The organism is Priestia sp. YIM B13551 (assembly GCF_042787905.1).
Classification (GTDB): Bacteria; Bacillota; Bacilli; order Bacillales; family Bacillaceae_H; genus Priestia.
Map to the genome: position 1 here is coordinate 66,674 of NZ_JBHZOX010000007.1, position 26,355 is coordinate 93,028.

At 38.4% G+C, this 26,355-nt stretch carries 22 protein-coding genes and 1 pseudogene; 19 read left to right on the forward strand and 4 right to left on the reverse strand.

Annotation, left to right across the window (positions count from 1 at the left end):
- The first annotated feature begins 155 nt into the window (after window positions 1–155).
- Window positions 156–644: a DinB family protein gene (locus tag ACFX4N_RS25120; protein WP_328125851.1), complete on the forward strand. Its 489-nt coding sequence runs from the start codon at window positions 156–158 to the stop codon at window positions 642–644.
- A gap of 26 nt (window positions 645–670) precedes the next feature.
- Here ACFX4N_RS25120 and ACFX4N_RS25125 read toward each other — a convergent pair whose 3' ends face one another.
- Entirely contained in the window at window positions 671–1,423 is a 753-nt protein-coding gene (locus ACFX4N_RS25125) for a lipase family protein (RefSeq protein ID WP_035439339.1), read from the reverse strand.
- A gap of 254 nt (window positions 1,424–1,677) precedes the next feature.
- Between ACFX4N_RS25125 and ACFX4N_RS25130 the strand changes: the two genes are divergently transcribed.
- Window positions 1,678–3,132, forward strand: coding sequence for an alanine/glycine:cation symporter family protein (locus tag ACFX4N_RS25130; RefSeq protein ID WP_013055091.1), 1,455 nt, complete (start codon window positions 1,678–1,680; stop codon window positions 3,130–3,132).
- 32 nt (window positions 3,133–3,164) lie between these two features.
- Here the strand turns inward: ACFX4N_RS25130 and ACFX4N_RS25135 are convergent, their stop codons facing one another.
- Window positions 3,165–4,115: an aromatic acid exporter family protein gene (locus ACFX4N_RS25135; protein WP_377263228.1), complete on the reverse strand. Its 951-nt coding sequence runs from the start codon at window positions 4,113–4,115 to the stop codon at window positions 3,165–3,167.
- 248 nt (window positions 4,116–4,363) lie between these two features.
- Here ACFX4N_RS25135 and ACFX4N_RS25140 point away from each other — a divergent pair, with 248 nt between their 5' ends.
- A complete protein-coding gene (locus ACFX4N_RS25140; protein ID WP_192101042.1) occupies window positions 4,364–5,530 on the forward strand; it encodes a M20 family metallopeptidase in 1,167 nt (388 codons plus the stop codon).
- Window positions 5,531–5,584: 54 nt separating this feature from the next.
- Here the strand turns inward: ACFX4N_RS25140 and ACFX4N_RS25145 are convergent, their stop codons facing one another.
- The gene (locus ACFX4N_RS25145; protein WP_013055094.1) at window positions 5,585–6,040 is read right to left on the reverse strand and encodes a ferritin-like domain-containing protein; all 456 of its coding nucleotides are present in this window, start codon (window positions 6,038–6,040) and stop codon (window positions 5,585–5,587) included.
- 151 nt (window positions 6,041–6,191) lie between these two features.
- On the opposite strand from ACFX4N_RS25145, the gene corA reads away from it, so the two are divergent.
- From corA to ACFX4N_RS25160, 3 genes and pseudogenes are all read left to right on the forward strand, one after another.
- Entirely contained in the window at window positions 6,192–7,157 is a 966-nt protein-coding gene (gene corA / locus ACFX4N_RS25150) for a magnesium/cobalt transporter CorA (protein ID WP_057275216.1), read from the forward strand.
- A 154-nt stretch (window positions 7,158–7,311) separates the two neighbouring features.
- Entirely contained in the window at window positions 7,312–8,898 is a 1,587-nt protein-coding gene (dcuS, locus tag ACFX4N_RS25155) for a DcuS/MalK family sensor histidine kinase (RefSeq protein WP_013055096.1), read from the forward strand.
- Window positions 8,891–9,223 (forward strand): annotated as a pseudogene (locus ACFX4N_RS25160) (response regulator); the annotation flags it as partial. The gene dcuS and the pseudogene ACFX4N_RS25160, both read left to right, overlap by 8 nt.
- A 241-nt stretch (window positions 9,224–9,464) precedes the next feature.
- Here the strand turns inward: ACFX4N_RS25160 and ACFX4N_RS25165 are convergent.
- Window positions 9,465–9,614 (reverse strand): DUF952 domain-containing protein, encoded by a 150-nt coding sequence (locus tag ACFX4N_RS25165; protein ID WP_350494489.1) that lies wholly within the window; start codon window positions 9,612–9,614, stop codon window positions 9,465–9,467.
- Window positions 9,615–9,756: 142 nt separating this feature from the next.
- Between ACFX4N_RS25165 and ACFX4N_RS25170 the strand changes: the two genes are divergently transcribed.
- The 13 genes from ACFX4N_RS25170 to essA all read left to right on the forward strand — a co-directional run bounded on the left by ACFX4N_RS25170 (window position 9,757) and on the right by essA (window position 26,324).
- Window positions 9,757–10,416: a cobalamin B12-binding domain-containing protein gene (locus ACFX4N_RS25170; protein ID WP_013055098.1), complete on the forward strand. Its 660-nt coding sequence runs from the start codon at window positions 9,757–9,759 to the stop codon at window positions 10,414–10,416.
- A complete protein-coding gene (locus tag ACFX4N_RS25175) occupies window positions 10,403–11,155 on the forward strand; it encodes an STAS domain-containing protein (protein WP_013055099.1) in 753 nt (250 codons plus the stop codon). The genes ACFX4N_RS25170 and ACFX4N_RS25175 overlap by 14 nt, the downstream gene beginning before the upstream one ends.
- A gap of 80 nt (window positions 11,156–11,235) precedes the next feature.
- The gene (locus ACFX4N_RS25180) at window positions 11,236–12,543 is read left to right on the forward strand and encodes an ATP-binding protein (RefSeq protein WP_234015017.1); all 1,308 of its coding nucleotides are present in this window, start codon (window positions 11,236–11,238) and stop codon (window positions 12,541–12,543) included.
- A gap of 370 nt (window positions 12,544–12,913) precedes the next feature.
- Complete coding sequence (locus tag ACFX4N_RS25185) at window positions 12,914–14,119, forward strand: DEAD/DEAH box helicase (RefSeq protein ID WP_013055101.1); 1,206 nt, start codon at window positions 12,914–12,916, stop codon at window positions 14,117–14,119.
- 252 nt (window positions 14,120–14,371) lie between these two features.
- Window positions 14,372–14,689, forward strand: a complete 318-nt coding sequence (locus ACFX4N_RS25190; protein ID WP_013055102.1) for a hypothetical protein — start codon at window positions 14,372–14,374, stop codon at window positions 14,687–14,689.
- A gap of 109 nt (window positions 14,690–14,798) precedes the next feature.
- The gene (locus ACFX4N_RS25195) at window positions 14,799–15,398 is read left to right on the forward strand and encodes a WXG100 family type VII secretion target (protein ID WP_013055103.1); all 600 of its coding nucleotides are present in this window, start codon (window positions 14,799–14,801) and stop codon (window positions 15,396–15,398) included.
- A 61-nt stretch (window positions 15,399–15,459) separates the two neighbouring features.
- On the forward strand, window positions 15,460–15,852 hold the full coding sequence (locus ACFX4N_RS25200; RefSeq protein WP_013055104.1) for an SseB family protein: 393 nt from the start codon (window positions 15,460–15,462) through the stop codon (window positions 15,850–15,852).
- Window positions 15,853–16,224: 372 nt separating this feature from the next.
- Entirely contained in the window at window positions 16,225–16,518 is a 294-nt protein-coding gene (locus tag ACFX4N_RS25205) for a WXG100 family type VII secretion target (RefSeq protein WP_013055105.1), read from the forward strand.
- Window positions 16,519–16,611: 93 nt separating this feature from the next.
- Window positions 16,612–16,851 (forward strand): ESX secretion system protein YukD, encoded by a 240-nt coding sequence (gene yukD, locus ACFX4N_RS25210; RefSeq protein ID WP_057275218.1) that lies wholly within the window; start codon window positions 16,612–16,614, stop codon window positions 16,849–16,851.
- 14 nt (window positions 16,852–16,865) lie between these two features.
- The gene (gene essB, locus ACFX4N_RS25215) at window positions 16,866–18,170 is read left to right on the forward strand and encodes a type VII secretion protein EssB (RefSeq protein WP_057275219.1); all 1,305 of its coding nucleotides are present in this window, start codon (window positions 16,866–16,868) and stop codon (window positions 18,168–18,170) included.
- Window positions 18,171–18,182: 12 nt separating this feature from the next.
- The gene (gene essC, locus ACFX4N_RS25220; RefSeq protein ID WP_377263233.1) at window positions 18,183–22,661 is read left to right on the forward strand and encodes a type VII secretion protein EssC; all 4,479 of its coding nucleotides are present in this window, start codon (window positions 18,183–18,185) and stop codon (window positions 22,659–22,661) included.
- Window positions 22,658–25,849: a type VII secretion protein EsaA gene (esaA, locus tag ACFX4N_RS25225; RefSeq protein ID WP_377263235.1), complete on the forward strand. Its 3,192-nt coding sequence runs from the start codon at window positions 22,658–22,660 to the stop codon at window positions 25,847–25,849. Before essC ends, esaA begins: the two co-directional genes overlap by 4 nt.
- Window positions 25,830–26,324 carry a type VII secretion protein EssA gene (gene essA, locus ACFX4N_RS25230; protein WP_377263237.1) on the forward strand — a complete coding sequence of 165 codons (495 nt, stop codon included), beginning with the start codon at window positions 25,830–25,832 and terminating at the stop codon, window positions 26,322–26,324. Before esaA ends, essA begins: the two co-directional genes overlap by 20 nt.
- Window positions 26,325–26,355: the final 31 nt, after the last annotated feature.

Here is a 26,355-nt window from a genome sequence, read left to right on the forward strand (position 1 = left end):
ATATAACACCTCAGTTGATCTATGTCAAATAGAAAATATGATTTTTTCACGTGAAACAATTGCAGCTAAAACATGGTTAAGTAAAGGGATATCCTTTTTATATAGAAGAGTTTTTTGATACGATAAGCTAGAGGAATCCTAGAGGAGGATTAAATATGAATAAAAATGAACAGTTTCGAAATGAAGTATTGAGCAGTGTAGAATCATTAACATATGAACAATTAAATCAACAGCCAGCATCTAATACATGGAGCGTTATGCAAGTATTAGAACATTTATATTTGATGGAGCGCATGATTGTTTCACGTGTAAAGGATCAGTTAGAAAACGGTGTGGATCAGCCGACTGAAGATAAGCCGTTTCATTTAGCGGTAGACCGTTCACGGAAAGTAGATGCACCGGCTCAAGTTACGCCTTCTAATGAAAAGCAGACATTAGAAGAAATGAAGAGTACGCTGGCAGAATCAAGAGCGGCTTTAATAGAGCTAGAAGAAACAGCAAGTGAAGACAAGCTAAAGCAAAAATCATTTCCACACCCTGTGTTTGGGTTAATGGATTTAAAGCAGTGGATTGATTTTATTGGCTATCATGAAAAGCGTCATCAAGAACAAATAGAAGAAATCAAAGCAGCAATTGGTGCATAAAAAAAACAGGCAGTCCGCCTGTTTTTTTATTTTTGGACCAAAATAGGATAGTCCGACATCATCCAAATACCAACACTGTATGTTTGGGGATTATGGTTCCCTACGGTAGAGCCTGTTTGAATCGTAAACGAGAGTTGCAGAGGATCCTGATCGTAATAAATTGTTTGCTTGGTGGAAGGGGAATAAAGGCGCTTCGGCGGGATTTTAGGAACCGTATCCGTCGTGTTAACAAAACAGCGGCTATTTGAAACAAGATTTGTGTATGTTTGAACGAATTGAGGATCACCTACTCGAGGAGCTCCGTAGTTGTACATTGTAACTTCTGGAAAAGATGCGTTTGTGGCGACATCTAAGGCATGAAGAACAGCGAGTGCGCCACCTAGGCTATGCCCCGTTATATAAAGTGGCTTGGGGGCAAGGGACTGATACGTTTCAAAAATTTCATCACGGCATGATTCGTAAACGGCTAAAAAACCTTCGTGGACGAGACCGGCTTGTTGATTGTATGGATAAGGGCGCTGCCTAATGCGAGCATCAGCAATCCAGTCTGCCTCAGATTGAGTTCCTCGAAAGGCAATTACGATAGAGTCATCAGATTCTAAAATAAAACCAAACCATTCTTGCACCCCTACGGCAGAAGCTTTAAACGATTTAATAAGCCGGTAGCCTTCAGGTACATCAAATGTGCCTCCCTGTGCGTATTGCTTATAAGCTAAGACGCACGCATAAAGAAGGTCTAGAGCTAAAGGACGATAAAATAAAGGCTCTATTCTCATCATTGTTTTTCACACCTTCTAATAGAAAATAACTCCTATAGCCTATGTGTTCCTGATAAGAAAGGTGCAGATATCTCTCTTTTGAAAGCGATAATTACGGAATGTAAACGGTTTATCGTTGGATGTTTTTGAGGATTTTATAAGTTTTTTTGTGTATTTTAACTAAAAATGAGTTTTAATTTAGAGTTTTATTGTTAAAATTTATAATTTAACTTATAATTTAAAATAGTCTGAATATAAAATAAGGGGGTTATCGTTTGGAGCAATTTGTAACGAGTTTGAATAATGTGCTATGGAGCACACCTGTTATTTATGGGTGTCTTGCGATCGGCCTGTTTTTCTCAATTTTAACGAGGTTTTTGCAGGTAAGACACTTAAAAGACATGGTTATGCTGATGTTTCAGGGTAAAAGCTCAGAAGCAGGAGTTTCTTCCTTCCAAGCCCTGTCTTTAGCGCTGTCGGGACGAGTCGGAACAGGAAACATTGCTGGAGTTGCAACAGCTATCGCTTTTGGAGGTCCAGGAGCTGTATTTTGGATGTGGGCAGTTGCTTTTATTGGTGCTTCTAGTGCATTCATCGAATCAACACTTGCTCAAATTTATAAAGTTAAACAAGATGGCCAATATCGAGGTGGTCCAGCGTACTACATTGAAAAAGGAACAGGTATGAAATGGTATGGCATTTTATTTGCTATTGCAGCACTTGTTGCGATGAGTATCTTAATGCCGGGCGTTCAGTCTAACTCCATCGCGCTTGGCATCGACAACGCATTTGGCGTTAGTCCAACGGTTACAGCAGTAGGATTAGTTATTATTCTTGCTTTTATTATCTTTGGAGGCGTTAAGCGTATTGCAGGAGTGGCCCAATTCGTTGTACCTTTTATGGCACTTGGGTATATTATTTTAGCTCTTATTATTATTGCCATGAACATTTCCGAGTTGCCGGGAGTTATCGCTCTTATTTTTAAAAGTGCTTTTGCATTAGATTCTGCTTTTGGAGGAATCGTTGGTTTAGCTGTTTCTTGGGGAGTTAAGCGCGGTATTTATTCAAACGAAGCAGGGCAAGGAACAGGTGCACACGCAGCAGCTGCAGCAGAAGTTTCACACCCAGTGAAACAAGGTCTTGTACAAGCTTTTTCGGTTTATATTGATACACTGTTCGTTTGTTCAGCGACAGCGTTTATGATTTTATTTACAGGCATGTACAATACGGAAGGACCAGGCGGTTCATTTATTATTTCAAATCTACCGGGTGTAGAAGCAGGACCTGGATTTACACAAGCTGCTATTGAAACAGTGTTGCCGGGGTTCGGAGCTGGCTTCGTGGCAGTTGCCCTATTCTTTTTCGCGTTTACAACGATCATGGCTTATTATTACATTGCTGAAACAAATATTGCTTACCTAACTCGCGGAAAGAACGGAAAGTGGGCTATGTTTGCATTAAAGCTTGTCCTTCTAGGAGCTACGTTCTACGGCTCAGTTAAACAAGCATCACTAGCTTGGGCGTTAGGAGATGTCGGGCTTGGTATCATGGTATGGCTAAATTTAATTGCTATCTTAATTTTAGCTAAGCCTGCGTTAGTTGCATTAAAAGACTATGAAGCTCAGAAAAAACAAGGGGTAGACCCTGTATTTGATCCTGTTAAGCTGGGAATTAAAAATGCAGACTACTGGGAGAAAGAATATAAGAAAGATGAGTCACAAGTTTCGTAAACAAGAAAATCCTCACATATGTGAGGATTTTTTTATGAAGAAAGTGAGACAGATGAGTTATTTAAGTTATATCGATCCTTCAAACAATGAATACGGTGTAGTTCTTCAAGCAGATGGTGAATTGCAAGCAGTTCGTAAAGCATTGTTGTTTCTGTTGAAAAAGGGTGATCCCCTCTGTTTTCTTCCTGCTTATGTGCCCAAAACCTTTGTTTTAAAGTCAAAACAAGCGTTTGATGCTGCAAAGAGCTTTTATATTGTTCATTTTGTAAGACATTATGAAAGGAAGTGAATGTATCCCATATTACTTGATGTCTTGCACTTTGCAGCTGATGAGCAGGCAAATAAATTAAATTACCAATATGGTAGATAAGCTGCCTCATAAGAGAAAGTTTCTTATATTCATAGTGGAATTTTCTCATAGCTGTACGAGTGAAATGATGAAACTTCCATTCTTTTCGCTGATACTCACAAAGCGTCTCAATTTTTTCAATTTCAGCGGAAAGCTGCTGAAATTGAAGCTTTGTTTGTTTATGACAAGCATGTACTTGGGAAAGTTCGCTTCCTCTTTGCTGTAAAACGCTGCTCATTTGTTTTGAGAGACTTTGAATTTTCCTCGTAATAATCGGTGTATAATTAGGAGGAAGGACGATGATATTCACAAGTGAAGAAGTAAGCAGCCCAATACTGGTGGTCGCTAAGCGAATTAAAAACGAGATGAAATAATGATCGTGCACAATCGTCAGCATAGCCACCCCTGTTAGCGTGGCAACGAGTGTTCCTGCATGCAAACGCAATTTAGAACAGGATATAATAGTAGAAACAGCAACAAGCATATAGGTAAGCGGCGTCACTCCTAATAGAAATGTGTAAAGCATGGCAAAAGCAGCTCCGATTGCTGAAGCAGGAAAGCGGATGAAAGCTTTTTTAATAGAATCGGCAGCTGTTGGTTCAATCGTAACAATAGCTGTAATAACAGCGAGCATATACGGCCAGCCAATGGACTGGCAAATGAGCGCAGTTTAAAAAACGGCAATGCCTGTTTTAATAATACGACCGCCTAAAAAATTGAATTTTTTTATGTTAATCATTATGCATACCTTCTTTAAAACAGTTAGTAATTAAATTATAAGGCATATTAAGGTGATAGGAAAACACGTCTTAAAAACTAGCTTTTAAAAAACGAATAAATATACTATAATTTGTTTAAATATTTAAAAGAGGAGTACAACTAATGAAACAATTAATAAATGAAACAATTAATAACTTACAGGATACATTTTATGATGTAAGCAAATATATTGGGCAAAATCCTGAGCTTGGTCACGAAGAATTCAAAGCGTGCAAAGCATTAACGGATGTTTTAAAAGAACAAGGGTTCACAGTTGAAATTGGTACATGTGACTTGTCAACGGCTTTTACTGCTGTTTATGACAGTCAAAAGCCAGGTCCGTCGATTGGGTTTATGGCTGAGTACGATGCTTTGCCGGATCTCGGACATGCATGCGGACATAACTTAATTGGAACCATGTCGATTGCAGCTGGTATTGGTCTTAGTAAAGCAGTTGCAGAAACAGGCGGTAAAGTATACGTATATGGAACGCCTGCAGAGGAAACACGAGGCGGCAAAGTAACGATGGCCGAGCAAGGCATTTTTAATCATTTAGACGTAGCTATGATGGTACACCCTTATTACTGCCACCAAAAAAGCGGACGTTCTCTTGCGATGGATGCCATTCAGTTTGAGTTCTTCGGAAAATCCGCGCACGCAGCTGCTGCTCCTCATGAAGGAATCAACGCGTTAGACGGCGTATTACAAACGTTCAACAGCATTAATGCGCTTCGCCAGCACGTGAAGCCGGATGTACGTATTCATGGAGTGATTACAGAGGGAGGCAAGGCGGCCAACGTTGTACCGGATTATGCAGTAGCACAATTTTATGTCCGCGCTTCAACTCGTGCATATGTAGATGAAGTGACAGAGAAGGTGAAGGCATGTGCAAACGGCGCTGCTCTAGCCACGGGAACAAAATTAAAAATCTCAAACTATGAGTTTTCTTATGATGATATGCAAACGAATCAAACATTATCCGATGTCTATACAAATAATCTCATCTCATTAGGCGTGAGCGAACAAAGCATTACGGAAGACCAAGGCGATCATGGATCTTTAGATATGGGGAATGTAAGTCAGGTTGTTCCGGCTATTCATCCGTATATTCAAATTTGTGATGATTATTTTGTTTGTCATACGCACGAATTTAGAGAAGCAGCTTTAAGTGAGCAAGGAAGAGAAGCAATGATACTTGGGGCACAAACAATGGCATTAACAGGGTATGACGTATTAACAAATCAAACGCTGCTCCAAAAAATCAAAGAAGAATTTAATGCTACAAAGTAAGAGATAATGATAAAACCATACCAAATAATACGCTTGCGATTGCAAGCGTATTATTTAGTATGAGAAGCGGGACTGAATGGTTTGGAAAATTTGACCGTGGCGCTGTTCATCGCTCGCAGCTCGAACAATGCGGCTTTGAATTCGAGCATTTGTGATTCTTCTAGCGATTGATTGATAAAATGGAACGGTTTCTACTTCATCTTTAATGGATTCAGAGACCCCTTCTTGAAAAGTATTTGGCAGTTTTATGTTTAATGAAATCTGTGGGTAGCTGCCTGATAAATCATAATAGGCTTTAGAAAACCAGTCAAAGTGTTTAATTTCATCCTGCCGAATACCTAATATAGCTTGTTGAAACTGATTATTAGGAGCCAGTTCTGCTAAGCGTGTATAGTAGTGAATAGCGGAAAACTCATCGCTTACAGCTTTGTTTATATCTCTTAGAAGCTGTTCGTCTAGTCTTGTATCATCTTCCCAATATTCTTCATGCCGGGAGTAAAATTCATACATATGGATATACCTCCTCACCGTTTTGTTCTCTTGTCGTCACCATCATCGTATGTATAGACGAGAAAAGGCGTACATTAAAAGAAAAAAGTTTAATAAAATGGTAAAAAGGGTATGTGCAGAGAATAGTATCAAAAAAGACAGAGGTTATCTTATGATTAAAATTGTAGCTAAAACCAAAGAAGGAGCTATTAAAGAAATAGAAATGAATGAGATTCGTTCAAGGCATGACTTTCAATGGTATTGGGTTGATTTTTACAATCCCACCGAGGAAGAAAAAAAGCAGCTTGAACAATTTAATTTTCATCCTTTAGCAGTTGAGGACTGTTTAAATCAAGGTCAGCGCGCTAAATTTGAGCTGTATGATGAGCATTATTTTTTAGTCTATTATGCCCTTCATAAAGAAGAGCTTGAGCACTTAGAAGTATCTGCGTTTGTAGGGGATAACTTTTTAGTCACTTACCATATGGATAAGCTAACGAGCGTGGCTAGGGTGTGGGAGCTTATTAAAAAAGACCCTGAAGCTACCGAAGATGGAACATGGGATATCATGTATGAACTCTTAGATCATACCGTTGACGAATACTTCCCCGTGCTTTATAAATTTGAAGATCACATAGACGACATTGAAGACAATGCAAAAGACGAACCTATGGATGAATTAATGAGGCAGCTTTATGACATCCGAAGTGATTTGTCACGAATGCGCCGCATTTTAAACCCCATGAGAGATTTAATGTATCGTATTATGTCAACTAATGCGTTAAAAGCAAAAGAGCAGGTTCGCTATTTTAATGATATTTATGACCACTTATTAAATATGATTGAAATTATGCAGGCGAGCAGGGATTTGTCAAATGATATTCGAGAAAGCTTTATGTCCATTAACTCGGATCGTATGAATTCAATTATGTTTACGCTAACGCTTATGTCAGCTATTTTCTTACCGTTGACGTTTATTGCTGGTCTCTATGGCATGAACTTTTCATATATGCCGGAACTGACGGGGAAATATAATTATTTTATTGTACTTGGCATTATGATTGGGCTTGTAGGCGTAATGGTCTTTGCCTTTTATAAAATGGGATGGTTCAAATATCGAAAAGGACCTAAACTATAAAGTAGATTGTTAACCTTCCTGTATAAATGTTAATCAACTCAGTAAAACTGAAATTAAATAAGCGAAGATCTTATCTGACTCTAGATAAGATCTTTTTCTTGTGCTATAAACAAGAAAAGCAGGGAAGCGAGGGAAGAATGTGAAACACGGAAGAATGGGGCTGCGAAGCATCACGGTGCTGCTTGTATGCATGGTGGTGATTCTATCGCTATTGTTAACGGATTTATTAGTTAGCAGTTCAATTGGAAAAAATATTCGAGATCAACAGGCTGAAAAAGCTCGGACTATTGCTACGATTATTTCAGAATCAACGAACGTGAAAGAAGGACTAGAAACAAAAACACCTCAGTCAATTCAAGAATTCACTAAACGAATTCGTAAAAAATCAAGCGTCTTGTTTATCGTTGTTATGGATATGAATGGAATTCGGCAATCTCACCCAGATCCTAAAAAGATAGGAAAGAGGTTTGCCGGAGGCGATGAGCAAAAATCATTGCACGGAAAATCTTATGTATCTGTATCAAAAGGAACGCTCGATAAATCTCTGCGCGCTTTTGCACCTATTTATAATGAAAAAAATCAACAAATTGGCGCAGTAGCTGTGGGGATTTCTTTGAATAATGTAAATGAAGCAATTAGAGATGGGCATCGTCGAATTGTTTTAGGTTCATTAATTGGTTTACTTGTAGGCGTTCTTGGTGCTATTTTATTAGCGAATTACATAAAGAAAATTTTATTTGGCTTGGAACCTTCTGAAATTGCTAAAATTCTAGAAGAGAGAAGCATCATGCTGCAGTCGGTTCGTGAAGGAGTGATAGCTGTTGATAAAGAAGGTAATATTACACTTGCTAATCGTTCTGCACGCCGCTTATTTGTTAAAGCAGGGTTAGCACCAGAGCCAATCGGTTTGTCTATTCGAGAATATATGCCCACCTCCAGGTTGGACGACGTTTTGTCTACGGGGGAATCTCATTACGATGAAGAGCAAGTCATAAATGGAGTAGCCATTGTGGTTAATAGGGTTCCGCTAGTAGTAAACGAAGAGATTGTAGGGGCACTTTCTACGTTTCGGGATAAAACAGAAGTTAATATCTTAGCAGAACAGCTAACAGGTGTTAAAATGTATGTGGAAGCGCTTCGAGCACAATCGCATGAATTTATGAATAAACTTCATGTGATTTTAGGAATGGTGCAGATGAATTATTATGATGAGCTAAAAACGTATATTCATCAGCTTGTTAATCACCGTGTCGATGAATCTAGTTCAGTGACTAAATCTATTAAAGATCATGCGTTGGCAGGGTTCCTCATGGGCAAAATGAGTTATGCTAGAGAGGAAAGCGTAGAACTGACGTTTTCCGCTGATGAAGTTATTCCAGAACCTTCAGATCCACAAGTTACTCATCATCTCATTACCATTATTGGAAATTTAATTGATAATGCAATTGATTCAGTTTGTCATCAAGCCTCTAAAAAAGTGTCCGTTATGCTTGTGTATAAAAACAATAAACTTACGATTCAAGTCACGGATACAGGCTGCGGCATTCCTTCCGATACAATGAATCAGATTTTCAAGAAAGGCTTTTCTACAAAAGGCACGAGCAGAGGGTTTGGGCTGCATTTAGTGAAGCAAACGATTGATGAACTAGGTGGCCAAATCGTCATTGACTCATTTATAAATAGCGGTACCACATTCTATATTGATATTCCGTACGAAACAAGGAGAGATCAAGTTGATTAAAGTATTAATTGTTGAAGACGACCCAATGGTTGCTCAGTTTAATCAAAAGTACATTGAAGAGATAGAGGGGTTTACAGTGGTCGCTGTTGCTCATTCGGGTCATGAAGCCTTGGTGAAGGTAAATGAATATCAAGTTGATTTAGTGCTGCTTGATGTCTTTATGCCTGGACAAAATGGTTTGAAAGTTTTACAAGAGATTCGAACAAAACAAGAGGAAATAGATGTCATTTTTATCACCGCTGCTTCGGATGCCCAAACGATTCAGCAAGCTCTACGCTACGGAGCGATTGATTATTTGATTAAGCCTTTTACATTTGAACGCTTTTATCAAGCACTTTCGGCTTACAAACAAACATTTCGTACGTTAAAACAGCAACCTCAGCTTAATCAACAGGAATTAGACGGGCTGCTGTCTAATAAAAAAATAAAAGAAGCTCCGGTAGAGCCGTTGCCTAAGGGTTTAACGACAGGAACATTAGAAGTTATCGTAGAAGCCATTGAGCATCTTAAAGATCACCCTTTTTCGACTGATGATGTAGCTGAAAAAACGGGAATTTCAAGAGTGTCTATTCGGAAATATTTAAAATTTCTAACAGATATAGGTCTTCTTGGAGAAAGAATGACTTACGGCACAATAGGACGACCTGTGTATGCGTACTTATACAATGAACAAAACCGTCACTTGCTGCATCACTACCTCGTTGACTTTGAAAAATAAAGAGATTGACCTGTCAGAGACGTCCGGTGCTATTTTGTCAGTGTGAGAATATTTTACTGTAGAGTGCGGGTGAGTTAAGTGGTATGGTTGATAATAACAAAGGAAAAAACAAGTCGTTTGACTGAAAAAGAGGTGGTTTCTTGATTGAAAGCATAGAACGCTTGACTGAATTACTGTTATCAGGGAATCAAGATGAAGCTTGGAATATTGTGTGGAAAAAAAGACAGCAGGGTTTCGATACATTTTATATTTTTCAGCAATTCATTTCAGTGTCAATGGCTCAAATCGGTATGATGTGGGAAGAAGATGAAATTTCAGTGGCTGATGAACATTTAGCTACTACTACCTGTGACTATGTTTTGTCACGCTATCAATTGTGCATAAGACAAGAAGTTATTAAAAATGAAAAAAAAGGTCTGTTTTTGTGCATAGAAAATGAACAGCATTTTTTAGGTTTAAAAATGATTTCCATTCTCTTTGAAGAGCACGGATGGCAGACGAAACTTTTAGGAGCAGATTCTCCGCTTTTACATGCAACGCACGCTGTTGAACAATGGAAACCTGATTTAGTAGGAATCTCGTTCAGTTTAACTCATCATATAGAAAAAGCAAGCGAATATATAGAAGGATTACAAAAGACAAAACATCAGCCGCTTATTTTAGTTGGAGGCCGAGTAGTTTCAAACTATAAGTTTCCTCTTGTTCAAACAAATCAAGTTCGATTTATTGCACAGTTAGAGGAGTTGAAAGAGTTTTTTCATTATCAATCAATTAGGGGGATTAAGGTTGTCGACTATTAAATATGCTCCGCTTCCTGTTTTTATTATGGATGAGGAAATGAATATTCTAGCGCAATCTGATGAAGCAGCCGCTTTATTCGGAGAGGTTCAACATTTTTTAGAAATTGTTGACGAAGATAGTCAGAACAAAGCTAGAAAACGATTAGGGCAGAAGAAAAAAATAAAAACAGAATTAGTCATGCATTCGCGCAAAGCTAAAATGTCTCTTTATACCGTGAATTGCAAATGGGAGCAAGATAAGGCACATGTAATATGTGTAGAGGAAGATTCTCAAATTAGAATTCTTTCAGAAAAAATCGAACAACATACAGCGCGTTTATCTGAAACAGACTTAGAACTGCTGCTGCAAAAAGAACGATTAGAAAAAGCAATGAACCGAGTTATAGAACTGTCGGGACCGTTTATTCATTTATCGAACAACATGGTGCTTATACCTCTGTTTGGCGATTTGTTTGAGGAAGTCATCATGAAAAATGAACATCGGCTGCTCAGACAAATAGATGAAGAAACGGTTGATCGAGTTATCATTGACTTTAATGGAATAGGTCAAATTGATGAACGAGGTGTTGCAGCCCTAGAACATTTAATATGGGAATTTCAGCTAATGGGTGTACAGATTTATTTAACAGGTGTGACACCCGATCATAGTCAATGGCTTCACCAGTATCATTTTCAAGCAAATGTAAAATCTATTAGTAACTTAGGTCAGGTCATTCATCAATTTTTTACAACGGCATGAAATGACTACAAAAAGTGAACACTTCATATAAAGACAATAAGACAGGGGATCAATACTGATAAACAGGTGATTAAAATTTGGTGAAACACGCGCGTAAAGTAGCTTTAAGAATTTCAATTATATATATCATTATTGGCGCTGTATGGATCTTGATATCTGATAATATATCTAGAACATTAGCGCAAGGTCGTTTTGAAGTATATATTTTTTTTCAACAATACAAAGGTTGGTTTTTTATTTTAGCTACGGGGATTATTTTGTACGGGTTGGTATATAGGAGAGCTTATAAACTAGTGGAGTCCCAGCAAGAGCTCGTAGTAAAAGAACACGAACTTCAAACGAGCAATCAGCACTATCAATCTTTATTCAAACATAATCCCGATGGCGTTTTTGAAATAAGTAAAACGGGTGAAGTTCTTCTTGCTAATCCAGAAGGTGAAGCAATCGTTGGATACTCCAGTGAAGAATTACAAAAGATGAAACCTTCAGCTCTTATCGCAGCTGAAGAGTTTGATATGTGTAAAGAGTATTTTAAAGAAGTGCTGAATGGAAAAGGTGCTAAGTTCGAAATGAATGTGATCAATAGAAAGAGAGAAAGACGGTTGCTTAGGTGTTCTTTGCTTCCCATCATCGTTCATAAGCAGGTAGTAGGTGTATTTATGATTGCACGCGATATTACTACATACCGTCAAGATGAAGAGCTTATGATAACCTCGGAAAAAATGTCGGTTATTGGACAAATGGCAGGTGCCGTCGCACATGAAATTAGAAACCCGCTTACTTCTTTAAAAGGCTTTGTACAGGTTATGCAAGCCTCTAAGGAAACAAATGACACATATTTAGATATTATGATGTCTGAAATCGACCGCATCAACTTAATCTCCAGTGAAATGCTCATTCTTGGAAAAAAGCAGCATGTATCTTTTGAAAAGACCAATTTATGCGAGATTTTAAAACAAGTTATTACCCTAATGGAAGCGCAGGCCAATTTAAATAATGTTTCTATTTTATTGAAAGAAACAGCCAAAAGGCCTATTTATGTTTCAGCTGATGCAAATCAGTTGAAACAAGTGTTCATCAATGTGATTAAAAATGGTGTAGAAGCTATTATGGAGAAAGGTCATATTACAATAACAGTTGAAGAAAAAGATACACGAGCATTGATTCACTTTGAAGACAATGGAATCGGAATGAGTCAAGAGAGGATTGAACAAGTAGGAACGCCGTTTTATTCTACAAAAGAAGCTGGCACTGGCTTAGGGCTGGCCGTGTGTTACAAAATCATGGAGCGTCATCAAGGTACCATGCATTTTAAAAGCGGTAAAGGAAAAGGGACAACGGTTACTATTGATATGCCAATTATAGAACGAAACAGCCGCCTCTCGTAGTTCAGAGAGGCGGCTGTTTTCTTGAAAAAGAGGCAGTAAGCAGATGAGCCCTTTGCGTCTGGATCCATATAGGACATAAAACCTCCTTCTTATACAAGTTTTCGTTCATAATAAAGAGGATCATATTGTTTTCTATAGAAGCAATAGTGTATCATAGTTGAAGCTATGTTTATTGATGTAGAAAAGTTAAGGCAACAACCGATTTTTCTACTGACGGATTGACAGGGTCCCTTGGGATAAGGAAGGTTTATTTATAAATAGAAATTAAGGTCAGTATTAACGCACATCACATGGCGACTGATACATTCGTTTAATTGAAATGAAAAAAATCGTTTATAATATCGAGAAAAGCATGGAAAAGGAGATAGATATGAGTCAGTTTATAGAGACTTTACAGCCTTTTTTACAAGAGGCGTGGAAAAAAGCAGGGTTCAATGAGCCTACTGCTATTCAAACGAAAGCTATTTCAGAGATTTTAGCTAATAAAGATGTAATAGGAGAATCCCCAACGGGAACAGGAAAGACGCTGGCATATTTGTTGCCTGTCTTACATCGCATTCAGCCGGGACCATCTCATATTCAAGCAGTTATTTTAGCATCTTCCCATGAATTAGTTATGCAAATTCACGGTGAAATTCAAACTTGGTCGCAGGGAAGCGGTATTTCAAGTGCTGCGTTTATTGGCGGAGCAAATATGAAACGACAATTAGAAAAACTCAAAAAACGTCCTAATATCATTGTTGGTACCCCAGGACGTTTGAACGAGCTAATTAAAATGAAGAAATTAAAAATGCACGAAGTCAAAACAATTGTGATTGATGAGGCGGATCAATTGTTTGTACCTGAGCATTTTCAAACGGTTCAACAGATTGTAAAAATGGCGTTAAGTGATCGTCAAATCCTAGTCTTCTCAGCTACTGTATCAGAACGTACCAAATCGCTAGCGAAAGATATGATGAACCATCCTCTTGAAATAGAGGTAGGAAGAGACGAACTTCCAGCTTCGAAGGTAGAGCATGTATACATCAAAAGTGAAGCTAGAGATAAAGTGGACGTGCTTAGAAAACTAGTTCGTCAAGAACAAATGAAAGCTTTAGCCTTTTTTAAAGGGATTGATACTCTCATCGAGTTTGAAGAGAAATTAACATTTAAGCGTGTAGAAGCAGGCTCTTTACACAGTGAAACGAAAAAAGAAGATCGTGCTACGACCATTAAAGGGTTTCGAAAAGGAGATTTCCCTGTCTTATTAGCAACGGATGTCGCAGCTAGAGGATTAGATATTAAGGGATTGACGCATGTAATTCACATCGATGTTCCTCAAGATGCAGATCAATACGTACATCGCTCAGGTAGAACAGGCAGATCGGGAGCAGAAGGTACAGTCATTTCTCTTGTGACTGAACGTGAAGAACGAAATTTAAAACAAATCGCACGTGAACTTCAACTTTCATTAGTGAAAAAAGAACTTTATATGGGTGAAATCGTGGATGACGGAACAAAAGAGCAGTCCCGTACAGCTAAAAAACCTTCAAAAAAGCCATTTAACAAGAAAAAGAAACAAAAAGGTCGAATGTAAACTAGGTATTATTCCTTTTTATAACAGCAGTGTCACAACCTAAAAAGCAACGTCTACTGCTTTATTACAGCAGCCTGGCGTTGTTTATTTTCTCTATTTTACCTGTATAAATAAGTAAAAAAAGAGAAATGTAGATATTTTTTCCTAGGTATGAAAATAGTTTGAATGATGGATTTTGTTTTTTGTAACCTTATTTTAACATTACTTTAAGAGACTTCTAATAAAAGAGGAAGAAGGACGTGGGGACATTTTATGGATGCAATTGATGATCTCTTTGACGACATAGAGCGAAGAAGAAAAAGTAAAGAATATAGTCGAGATGCAGATCAATTAGAATCATATTTACATGAAGTTCAACGTATCATGGAATTTCTTGAAGAGGGTATCTATCTGTTTCAAAATTCGCACCAACAATATGCGTCAGATTGGTCAGGGCGTTCTAAGAGCTCATATGAGGATATTTATAATGATATTACGCAATCTACTTTTCATCTGTACGACGTAAGGGATGAATTGTTTCAAACTTTACGCTTAGAAATTTCACGATTAAGAGAGTTAGCATCGGCGTAATAAATAACATTATCGACTCACTCCTTTAGAAAGTGAGTCTTTCCGTATAGGCTTAAAAAATGTTTGGATGATGACTGAAGGCTTACAAGAGATAGGGGGACGGACATACATGGAGATAAAAGTAAATCCAGAGGTGCTGCAGACATTTGCAGAGCGAATTCAGCAGTCTCATTCACAGACGGCTGATGCACTTCAAAAACTAAGCTGGGAAGCTACAAATCTACATTTCTTGTCTGTTGCAGATATTGATAAAGTGCTGGACTTGCAGGAAGAGTTACAGCATATGATTCGCAAACTTGATTCGCTAACGGAAAACGCACATTTATTAGTAAAAGACACTGCAGAACAAATGAGAAAAGCAGATGGAGAGCTAGAAGGCTCTTCAGGCTGGACGGAGTTTTGGTCGAGCGTGTGGAGCGATGGGAGCACCCATTCACAAGATACGTGGAATGACATAAAGAACTTAAAAGAATGGAATACGTATGACAATATGCATAGAACGATTGAAAAACCTTTAGGTACTCTTAATGTTATGTGGAATTCGCTTTCTATGTCTTGGGAAGAAAAAGTAGTGAATGGTTCTACATGCAGTCGAACGGAATTTTTTACTTATGGCGTTATTCAAATGGGGTTGGGCATTTTAAGTCAGGAAATGAATCCTTCAAACATTATGTTTAGTGACAGCACAGAGGAAGTGAAGAGAGAATGAATGAAGTATATGATGGCGCTGGAAGTGAAATGGTACAGTTCCTTACAGGGTTGTCTCAGCAATGAAATATACATTTAACTTATTAGAAAAATCATTAATTGAAGCAATGAAAGATAATAAGAAAATTGCTCAATTTTATAAAACTTTAATGAATAGCAATTTATGGCTAGTTGTTAGTTCAGAGCATGGAGCATCAGATATATTAATTGCAGAGCACTACGTTCAGACGATGAAAAGCGCAGCGTACCGATATTTACCTGTTTTTTCGTCAAAATATCCGATTGAACAGATGCTGAAAGATGAAAAGACCGTATGCGTATCATTTAAGGATATGCTGCCTGTATTAAATGAAGAAATAGCGATATTACTTAACCCTGACACGCCTCTCTCAAAATTATTCATCCCCGAAGAAATAAGGATGTTAAAAGAAGATCAAAATTATTTTAAGCAGTAGCCAAAAAATAAAAAGCGCATGTGCTTTTTCAAAGCATGTCTGAATCTTAAATAAATAGAAGATATATAAAGAGGCAGGGCCTTAAATAGGCTGCTGCTTTTTTATTACTAGTAAATAGTTCTATAGATAATGAACAAAAATGTAATTTAATAGTCTTATAGTTTTTATTTTCCTTTAAATAGGTACCTATAGATCAGATGGAAAAGGTTTAAATGAGAACAAAATCTTGGTTATTTAGGTTTTATTTGCATTTTTTAGGGGTATTTGTAGATACATATTCTCATTTTTGGAGGCTTTTGCAAGTAACCTTTGACCTTAACACTAGAGTTTCTTACAATAATAGTAAATATATAAACCGAAGGAGAGATATGTATGTCAGGGATTATTCGCGTAACACCAGCAGAGCTTCGCGACATGGCAGGTCGTTATACTAACGAAAGCGGTCAAGTTCAAGAATTAGTAAGCCGTCTTGATACAATGAAAAATCAACTTCAAGACATGTGGGAAGGTGCTTCAAGCGAAGCGTTTGCTGCTCAATACGAAGAATTAAAGCCTTCTTTCGTTGAAATGTCTAACCTACTTACAAAGATTGCTAAGCAATTAGATGACTCTGCAAACGTTCTTGAAGATACAGATAACCAAATCGCTAGCCAAATCCGCGGTTAACTTCATCTAATAATCTAAGTGAAGTAATAAAAGGAGCGCCCTATTCTCAAAAGATGAAGGCGCTTTTTCTATGTTTTGAGGTGATGAAACCCTATGTATATAGAAGTAACAGTAGACTTAAAGCACTATAAAGGTGATCGGTTCGATTTGCGACTATCAAACTATCATTCACTCAAAAAAGTAGTCGAGATCGTTTGGCAAGCTAAAAAGATTACTCAATCACCAAAGGACGGTGCGTGGATACGTGTTTCAAATAAAAATCTTATTTTCTCGGGAAATGAGACGATGATTAACTGCGGAATTACCACAGGTGATTGTATCGAAATTCTCTAAAGGAGTCTATTAGAATGTCAGAGAAGAAACCGACTTACTTAGAAGAACAGCTCGAAGCTGTAATGACACGTCATAATAATGAATATACATTTGTTTTTCAAAAAGAAAAAATTCGACTTAATCGTTCTGTTGAAATTGAAATGTTAAAGGATGTAAACACGGCTTTTCAAAAAGAAATCATGATGAGCGATGATGAACTTAAAATAACAATTAAGCCTACCTCTGAATTTCAACCTTTTACAGCATTAAGAGGAAAAGAAGAACATCAAAAGTGGCTGTTTGCAGATCAGCTTATCAAACAGGTAAAGCAGCATTCTTTTTCAAGGCTGCATTTGTTGATTTGTCCAGAAAATATCATTTTTGATAAAAGTTTAAGTCCGGCTTTTTTACATTATGGAGTCAAAGAAAGTTTACCTCCTTATGAGTCTAACGAGGAACAAAGCTTTCAAGAGTTAAAGGCTACGATAGCAGCGGCCGTTGACTCATCGCATACATTTGAACAGTATTTTAAGTTATATGAGACCTTGCAATTAAAAGAAGACGCTAAAAAAATAATGCATATCAGCAATGAGGAAGAGTTGAGTCAATTTGTTCAGCATAAGCTAACCCAAATTGAAAAGCATCAAAAGACACTCGTTCAACTTCCTCAAAAACGCTGGACTATTTTTAAGTTTTCATCTGTGGGTATACTTGTCTTATTAATTCCAGCTCTTATTTATACTTTTTACTCTTACTTTTTTGCTCAGCCGAAACAAGAAGCATTTGTAGAAAGCAACGAATACTTTCTTGAAAAAAACTACAGCAAAGTAGTCGACACACTTGAAGATTATGACATTGAAAGCATGCCTAAAATTGTGCAATACGAAATAGCAACTTCCTATCTTGTTAATGAAAAGTTAGGGGAGGAGCAAAAAGCAAATGCTTTAAAGACTATTACGCTTCAGTCAGATCCTCAGTATTTTGCCTATTGGTTTTACATTGGCCGAGGAGACAACAAAAAAGCGCTAGAAGTCAGCAGGTTGTTAGAAGAACGTTCATTAATTATCTATGCACTAATGAAATACGAAGGTCAGCTAAAGACAGACAACGATTTAGCGGCTGATAAAAAGCAAGAGGAGCTTGATAAAGTAGCGAACGAACTTGAAGAATTTAAGAAAGAAAATGATCAGCAAGAAGCGGAAGCAGCCAAGCAGCAAGAAGAGAAACAAGCTGAGGAGGCACAGGCGGCCAAGCAGCAGGAAGAAGATCAGAAAGCTGCAGAAGCCGAGAAAAAGAAACAAGAAGAGCAGAAAAAACAGCAGGAAGACCAATCGAAGTAGGGAGGTAGTTGTATGAATATGCTTTGGGTAGTTAGTGGGCAAACGTATCAGCAGCTGCCTGTAGATTTTAAAACCTTTCGCCAAGCAACGGTTGGAAACACTCAGCATCAAACTTTTACGTTTTCCTATCCGTTTGAGAAAGGGCAAATGACGCTGTCATCTGAAAAGAACGGCCGGCTCTTAATTTCCTACGGAGAAGAAAGGATAGCAGAGCTATCTGTTTCTGAGTCGTTTGTATGGCGAGAACAAGGACATGCTTTAACCTTTGTCCTTACAGAGACGGCTGTTAAAGAAGCTGTCTATTATATTGATTACGGATCAGAAGTTTCGTTTTCCACAAGTGATGAAGCAGCTGATGTGTATCAGCAGAAACAAAAGTGTGTAGTAGAGCCAAAAGAAGGATTTTACTTATCAAAGATAAACGGAAAGTGGAAGGTCTTTTATAACCAAGAACCGCTTTATCTTAACGGACACCGACTAGAAGAGAATACGAACCTTCAGCCCGGAGATCTTATTTTATGGTCTTCTATGACGATTCAATTGATCGAAAAAGATTTGCTGAAGATTCAAAGCTACTACGATTATGCATCTAAGCTTCCAGCTACGGCACAGCCTATTTCTGAAATGAAAAAGAAGTACCCGGTTTATAGACGGACACCGCGCATGATATATGATTTGCCTAATGATAAGGTAAGCTTGTCCTTTCCGTCTCAGGACAATGATGAAAATAACCGAAGCTTATGGCTTACTATTTTACCGCCATTAGTCATGCTTTTAGTCATGGGTACGGTCTCGATTATTCAGCCTAGGGGAATTTTTATTATTATATCTGTCATGATGTTTACGACTACGCTGATTGTATCTACCGTTCAATACTTCAAAGATAAAAAACAGCGCAAGAAGCGGCAGGAGCGTCGTCGTCGAATTTATACAAAGTATTTAGAAAACAAGCGCGAGGAATTACAAGAACTAGTATCAGTTCAACGAGATGTATTATCTTATCATTTTCCGACGTTTGAACGAATGAAATATTTAACAGAACAGATTTCTGATCGAATTTGGGAACGAACTGTAGAAAGCAGTGATTTTTTACAGGTGCGCCTTGGAACAGGAACAGTTCCTGGAAGCTACCAAATTTCTTTGAATAGCGGAGATATGGCTAATCGAGAAATTGATGATTTGCTTGAGCAGTCTCAGCACATGGAAAAGGTCTATCGAGAAGTGAAAAATGCCCCTGTCACCGCTCATTTAGGTTTAGGCTCTATCGGTCTGGTAGGAAAGATGAAAACGGTGAAGAATGAACTGCATCAGCTTGTAGGACAGCTGGCATTTTCCCACAGTTATCATGACCTAAGATTCGTATTCATTTTTGATGAAGAAGAATATAAAGAGTGGGAATGGATGAAATGGCTTCCTCATTTTCAGCTTCCGCATTCTTTTGCGAAAGGTTTCATCTATAATGAACAAACGAGAGACCAGCTTTTATCTTCTATTTATGAAATGCTGAGAGAACGCGATTTAGATGAAGCAAAAGGAGAAGGGGTTTTCTTGCCTCACTTTGTTTTTATTATTACGAATCAGCAGTTAATTGCAGATCACGTTATCTTAGAGTATTTAGAAGGATATCACCCTCACCTTGGGTTCTCTGCGATATTTGCGGCAGAGACAAAGGAAAGCTTAACGGAGCATGTTCATACACTCGTCCGTTATATTAACGAATCCGAGGGGGATATATTAATTCAAAAGCAAAAAGCTGTGAATATTCCATTTCAGCTTGATAAACACACGCTTGATTATAATGAAAGATTTGCAAGGATGCTGCGAACATTGGATCACCAAGTCGGCATGACCAACTCAATTCCAAATAGCGTTTCATTCTTAGAATTATTTAAAGCAAGAGAAATTGGTGAGTTGGATATCGTGCAAAGGTGGCAAAGCAATGAATCAGCTAAGTCGCTAGCAGTTCCCATTGGTTTAAAAGGAAAAGAAGATATTGTTGAACTAAATCTTCATGAAAAAGCTCACGGCCCTCATGGATTACTTGCAGGTACGACGGGGTCAGGGAAAAGTGAATTCTTACAAACGTACATTCTTTCTCTAGCGGTGAATTTCCACCCCCATGAAGTTGCGTTTTTATTGATTGACTATAAGGGCGGAGGAATGGCTCAGCCGTTTAAAAACATGCCTCATCTGCTTGGAACCATTACAAACATTGAAGGAAGTAAGAATTTTAGTACAAGAGCCCTAGCTTCTATTAAAAGTGAATTAAAACGACGCCAGCGCTTGTTTGATAGATATGAAGTCAATCACATTAATGATTATACAGATTTATATAAGCAAGGTATGGCAGAAGAACCTCTGCCTCATTTATTCTTAATCTCGGATGAATTTGCCGAGTTAAAAAGTGAAGAACCAGAGTTCATTCGGGAATTAGTCAGCGCGGCGCGCATTGGACGTAGTCTGGGCGTTCATTTAATTTTAGCGACGCAAAAGCCAGGCGGTGTTATTGACGATCAAATTTGGAGTAACGCGCGCTTTAAAGTAGCTTTAAAAGTCCAAGATGCCGCTGACAGTAAAGAAATTTTAAAAAATGCGGACGCTGCTTCTATTACGGTGACGGGTCGAGGCTATCTGCAGGTTGGAAATAATGAAGTGTATGAACTGTTTCAGTCAGCTTGGAGCGGCGCGCCGTACATGGAAGATACGTATGGGGCTGAAGATGAAGTCGCCATTGTCACAGATCTCGGTTTGATTCCTTTATCTGATGTATCTACTCAGCAGACGTCATCTAAACAAGCGGAAGCAGAAATTGATGTTGTGGTGCAAAAAATTGAAAAAACGCAGCAGGAACTAGCTATCAAAAAATTAAATAGTCCATGGCTGCCGCCTCTTAAAGAAAGATTGCTTCGCAGTGAGTACAAAGAGAAGCGAGACGGCGTATTCCCAATTGGCTTGAATGATGAACCGGAAAAGCAAAGCCAAACGGTATATAACTATCAGCTGATGGACGATGGAAACATTGGTATATTTGGTTCGTCAGGATACGGTAAATCGTTTACAGTCATGATGTTGCTTCTTAGTCTAGCTGAAAGACAGAGCCCGGAGCAGCTTCATTATTACATTTTTGACTTTGGAAACGGCACGCTGCTGCCGCTTCGTCAGCTGCCTCATACGGCGGATTATTTCTTAATGGATCAGATGCGTAAAATTGAAAAATTCATGACGATTATCAAACAAGAAATCGCAAGGCGAAAGCAGTTATTTCAACAGCGGGAAGTTAGCAATATCAAAATGTATAATGCTCTAAGTACAGAAGAGCTTCCTCTAATTTTTATCACGATTGATAATTTTGATCTTGTCAAAGAAGAAATGCAAGATCTAGAAATGCAGTTCACACAGCTCGTGCGTGACGGTCAGTCTTTAGGAATTTATATGATCTTTACTGCGACGCGCGTGAATTCTATTCGTCAGTCGCTTATGAATAACTTGAAAACAAAAGTTGTTCATTATTTAATGGATCATTCAGAAGCGTATTCTATTTTAGGACGTACGCCGTATGCGCTAGAGTCTATTCCAGGCCGGGCTATTATCAAAACGGATCAACCTTATTTTGCGCAGCTGTTTTTACCTGCGGAAGGAAAAGATGATTTTGAAATCTTTGATGCAGTTAAGCTGCACATTCAACGATTAAAGAATCAATATGCTGATGCTACTGTTCCGGAGCCTGTACCAATGCTGTCATCGAAACTTGTACTTGCCGAGTTTATGACGGACAGAAGGGTTATTCGGGAAAAAGGAGTCATTCCTCTTGGATTAGATGAAGAGTTTGTTCGACCGGTGCATATGAACTTTACGAAAAATAAGCATTGCATCGTCATGGGGCAGACGCAAAAAGGAAAGACAAATATAGTGAAGGTCATACTGCAAACAGCGCTTGAACAAGGCGTGAAGCAAATCGGACTATTTGATTCGGTTGACCGCGGTTTATCAAGCTATGCAGCTGAAGAGCAAGTTGTTTACATGGAAACAAAAGAACAGATTATTGACTGGCTTGATTTAACTGAAGAACGATTGCAGCGACGTGAAAATAAGTATTTGGAAGCAGTGCAGGAAGGAACGGTACACAGTCTTTCATTTGCCCCGATCATGCTTGTAGTAGACGGATTTGTAAGATTCCAGCAAAACTTAGACAGCGTCCTGCAGGATCGTATTACAAAATTGATGAAAAATTATAGTCACCTGGGCTTTAACTTGATTGTTGCAGGGAACAACAATGAGTTTTCAAAAGGATTTGACGCGTTAACAACAGAAGTGAAGCAAATTAGCCAAGCCGTGTTGCTGATGAAGAAAACAGAGCAAAGCTTATTTACACTTCCTTATGACCGAAAAGAAGCCGATGTTAACCCTGGCTTCGGTTATTATATTAAAAGTGGAAAAGAAACAAGAATTCAAATCCCGCTATGTGTAAGTGAAAGGAAGATCTTAACATGACCGAACAGCGTAAGTATACACTTAAAGTCATATTAGCTGTTGTTTTAATTTTGGCTCTTCCTTCTTTCTTTTTCCAGTATATTGGAGACAACCCGCTGCAAGTCACAGAAAACTCAACAAGAACGATTGCGGTTGTTAACGAAGATAATGGAGTAAAAGAAAATAGTGAAAAAGCGATAGAATTTGGAGAAAAAGTGACTCCTCTTTTACAGGAGGGGTCGGATTATCAATGGACCGTGCTTGGACGAAGCGCAGCTACAAGCGGTTTACAGAATGGGAAATATGATGCGGTTATCTATATTCCCTCGACCTTCTCACAAAATATTTTATCGTATCAGGAAAAAAATCCAGAAAAAGCTACTTTGGAATACAAAGTTCAAAGTCAGCTTAACGCAGTTAATAAGGAAAAAGTAGTAGGGGAATTAGAAGATGCTACTACAAAGGTTAATAATGAAATGTCCTCTTTGTACTGGAGTTATGTATCACAGGAAGTAGATAAGGTACGCGGACAGTTCGATAAAATTCTAAATAAAGAAATCGCCTTTCAAAAAACAATGGTCGCTTTTTATAAACCGAATTCAAAAGATTTAGCAGGTGAATTAAATGATCAAAAGAAAATTCTTCAGCAAATCCAAGATAATGTAAATAAAGCAGAAAAAGGTTCAAGCGACAGACAAGGCGACGTAGAACAGGTTGAAAAGAATTTAAACAGCTTCATTGAATATGTAAATCAATATCAAACATATCAAGAAACACAGAAACAAATGCTTGAAAAAACGCAGGCTCAAAGCGTCGCTGCGATTCAAGAAGAGTTGTCTTCCCTTGAATCTAATCAGCCAAGCTCTAAGCAAAATTTTAATGAGCAGGCCAATCAAGTGTTTAGTGGCTTATCTTCCATTCAACAGCAGTTGGATCAAAATCAAAAAGCCGTCGGAGAACTTGGAGAACAACAAGCGGATAACGTCAGTGAACAAGAAAAAGCTCTGCAAGATTTGAACGGCCAAATAGTCAGTTCATATAAACAGCAGTCTGAGCAAACAACCCTAAATCAAATTGAAAGTAAGCTAAAGCCGCTTCGTGCGCAGCTAGAGACAGCTTCATCAAATGAGGGTGGCGGAGGCTCAACGGATCCAGGAGAAGATGGCGAAGCTCAGCCAGATCCAAATCAAGGCGGAGAGACGCCAACGGACCCTGGGGAAGATAACGGAACTCAGCCAGATCCGAATCAAGGTGGAGAGACTCCGACGGATCCTGGAGAAGATGACGGAACTCAGCCAGATTCCGGTCAAGGCGAAGGAACGTCAGAACCAATTAAAGTGGATTTATCTCAGCAAACAGCAAAGCTTGATGATATATCAAAAGGACTTGAAGACTTAGAACAGCAGCTCCAAGGAATGGTGAACGAAACACCTGAAGCGCCTGAAGCGCCTGAAGCACCTGAAGCACCTGAGACATCTGAGGGAACGGAAACGCCTGAAACATCGGACACAGCGGATGCATCAGGTACATCCAATGCTGTGAAAAGTGCGCTTGAAAAAGTGGCTAATCTGAAAACACAGGTACAAGCAGTCAAAGATGAGCTGCAAAATGTAACCGTTCAGCCGGAAGCTTCAGGAGAAAATACGGATGCGCTGAAGCAGAAAATTGCCAGTTTGGAAGCAGACGTTAAGTCTTTGACAGCACAGAAAAACAAAGCAGAGAAAGACTTAGAAGAAGCAACCAAGTCGTCGAGCGGTCAAATTGCTAAGCTTCAAGAAGAAAATGAACGATTAAAAAAAGAGAATGAAAAGTTGAAAGAAGACGGCAAAAAGCCTTCTAAAGGTAGTGTGGATGTAGACAATCTCATTACGATGATTAAAAACAAAGAAGATAAAATTTTATCTTCTCCAAACCTTTCAGCTTCTCGCAAGGAAAAGTTGAGCAATACATTCTCAGGTAAGATTCAAAGCAGCAGTGCAGAAGATCTGCTAAAGTACTACGGTGATTTATCGCAGTATGATTTGACTTTAGCTCAAATAGGAAATACAGACATACAGAACAGCGTCCTTAACAATGACTCTATTAAAGGAAGTTTGCAGCAGGCGTTAGCTGGCACCGTCTCTTCTCAAGATGCACGTAAGCAAATCCAACAAAACCTGTCGCTAACAAAAGAAGAGTTAGCACAGTTCCAAAGTTCAGTGCAAGATTTTGCTGATCAATATGGACAAACAGTTGATGCTGAACAAGAATCTATTATGGAAGAGCTATCAGCTATTCAAGAAAAAGCAAATGCAATGAATCAAGAGCTTCAATCTAGCGCAGGTGAAGATCAAGCATTAGAAAAGAAAGAAGCTCCGGACGTAACGGGCTTAATGACGCTGCAGCAAAGCATGGGTCAAGAGTTGAAGGGAATGAACGAACTCATTTCATCTTTAGGTGAAAGACAAGCTAATGTTGTCACATACACAGATGAATTGCAGAAGCGTGTAAATGAAGTCCAGGATAAAGCTGACACGCTTAACAGCAAGTGGGCCCAAAACGTGGATTCAACGAAGTTGGTTCGCGGCCAGGTATACCGTTTGTTAAATAATACATTAGTAGATGGACAGAATAATGATTACGTTTATCATTATTTAGCGAATCCTCTTCAAGTAAGCGGTGAAGTGCCGGCTGAAAAAGTAAAAGAGGTTCCACCAGTTGTCATTTTGGTTATTATCTTAATCAGCAGCTTACTAATTGGCTATTTCAGTCAATACTACCGACATGCACCTATGCTTGTGAAAGGTACGCTGTTTGGGTTATTGAATTTGATTGTAGGGTTAATGGTAAGTATCTTTAGCCTTAATATTTATTCGTTATCGGGAGACCGGGCAATGGAATGGTCAATCTTTACGATCGTCTTATTGCTTGCTTCATCTACACTCGTACGTATTGCTTTCTTATTAGGAAGCTTCGCTGGATGGGTGACGACAGTAGGGTTGATTTTATTTTATATTACCCCGCTTCTTAACTTATCTATGCCAAACTTTAATTACGAAGATCCAGTATCTAAAGTATATATGTCAATTCAATATGATACGCAGTCTCTGTTTGGACAGGCGCTTATTGTATTACTGGGAATGACTGCCGTTTTAATTGTTCTGCCATCTATTATTCGTGCTTTAAAGACGACTAAAGAGGTTGAAAATGATGAAACCTATAGTGCTTAATAAGAAGATTGGAAGTATTGTTCTTATTTTTTCACTTCTTTGTTTCCCTATAGCAGCAGCGGCTGAAGCTGATGACGGAAACGTTGAAGAGATTAAACCAAATGTATATAAGGATGATCCGATTAATTTGGACCCCGAATCTTTGCTAGAAAATAAAAAAGAAGTAGGAAATATTCCGGAGGAAATAAAGGATCTTACATTTGAAAAAGAGGAAGATGCAGAGAAAGAGAGCTTAAAAGAAAGTCTTTTTGCGAACGCATCAGCTGAAGATAATACGATTTCTGCGAAAGCAAAAGAATATAACTTGTTTTCTTCTAAAAACACTTCCTACAAGAAAGAGCAAACAGAACAAACTGCTTCTGAAAAGTCATCAGACCTACAATGGTTTTATTTATTATTGATTGGTGTGGGGGTTGTTATATTATTTGCGGTTTTAATACCGCGCATCAGCCCTCAGCCTTCTGTAAAAAAATGAAAAAACCTCGCTGTTAATCAACAGCGAGGTT

Bases quoted from the DNA above. Each gene is read 5' to 3' on its own strand.
- ACFX4N_RS25120 (WP_328125851.1), top strand. From the start codon at position 156: ATGAATAAAAATGAACAGTTTCGAAATGAAGTATTGAGCAGTGTAGAA.
- ACFX4N_RS25125 (WP_035439339.1), bottom strand. From the start codon at position 1,423: ATGATGAGAATAGAGCCTTTATTTTATCGTCCTTTAGCTCTAGACCTT.
- ACFX4N_RS25135 (WP_377263228.1), bottom strand. From the start codon at position 4,115: ATGCTCGCTGTTATTACAGCTATTGTTACGATTGAACCAACAGCTGCC.
- ACFX4N_RS25140 (WP_192101042.1), top strand. From the start codon at position 4,364: ATGAAACAATTAATAAATGAAACAATTAATAACTTACAGGATACATTT.
- ACFX4N_RS25145 (WP_013055094.1), bottom strand. From the start codon at position 6,040: ATGTATGAATTTTACTCCCGGCATGAAGAATATTGGGAAGATGATACA.
- corA (WP_057275216.1), top strand. From the start codon at position 6,192: ATGATTAAAATTGTAGCTAAAACCAAAGAAGGAGCTATTAAAGAAATA.
- dcuS (WP_013055096.1), top strand. From the start codon at position 7,312: ATGGGGCTGCGAAGCATCACGGTGCTGCTTGTATGCATGGTGGTGATT.
- ACFX4N_RS25185 (WP_013055101.1), top strand. From the start codon at position 12,914: ATGAGTCAGTTTATAGAGACTTTACAGCCTTTTTTACAAGAGGCGTGG.
- ACFX4N_RS25190 (WP_013055102.1), top strand. From the start codon at position 14,372: ATGGATGCAATTGATGATCTCTTTGACGACATAGAGCGAAGAAGAAAA.
- ACFX4N_RS25195 (WP_013055103.1), top strand. From the start codon at position 14,799: ATGGAGATAAAAGTAAATCCAGAGGTGCTGCAGACATTTGCAGAGCGA.
- ACFX4N_RS25200 (WP_013055104.1), top strand. From the start codon at position 15,460: ATGAAATATACATTTAACTTATTAGAAAAATCATTAATTGAAGCAATG.
- ACFX4N_RS25205 (WP_013055105.1), top strand. From the start codon at position 16,225: ATGTCAGGGATTATTCGCGTAACACCAGCAGAGCTTCGCGACATGGCA.
- yukD (WP_057275218.1), top strand. From the start codon at position 16,612: ATGTATATAGAAGTAACAGTAGACTTAAAGCACTATAAAGGTGATCGG.
- essB (WP_057275219.1), top strand. From the start codon at position 16,866: ATGTCAGAGAAGAAACCGACTTACTTAGAAGAACAGCTCGAAGCTGTA.
- essC (WP_377263233.1), top strand. From the start codon at position 18,183: ATGAATATGCTTTGGGTAGTTAGTGGGCAAACGTATCAGCAGCTGCCT.
- esaA (WP_377263235.1), top strand. From the start codon at position 22,658: ATGACCGAACAGCGTAAGTATACACTTAAAGTCATATTAGCTGTTGTT.
- essA (WP_377263237.1), top strand. From the start codon at position 25,830: ATGAAACCTATAGTGCTTAATAAGAAGATTGGAAGTATTGTTCTTATT.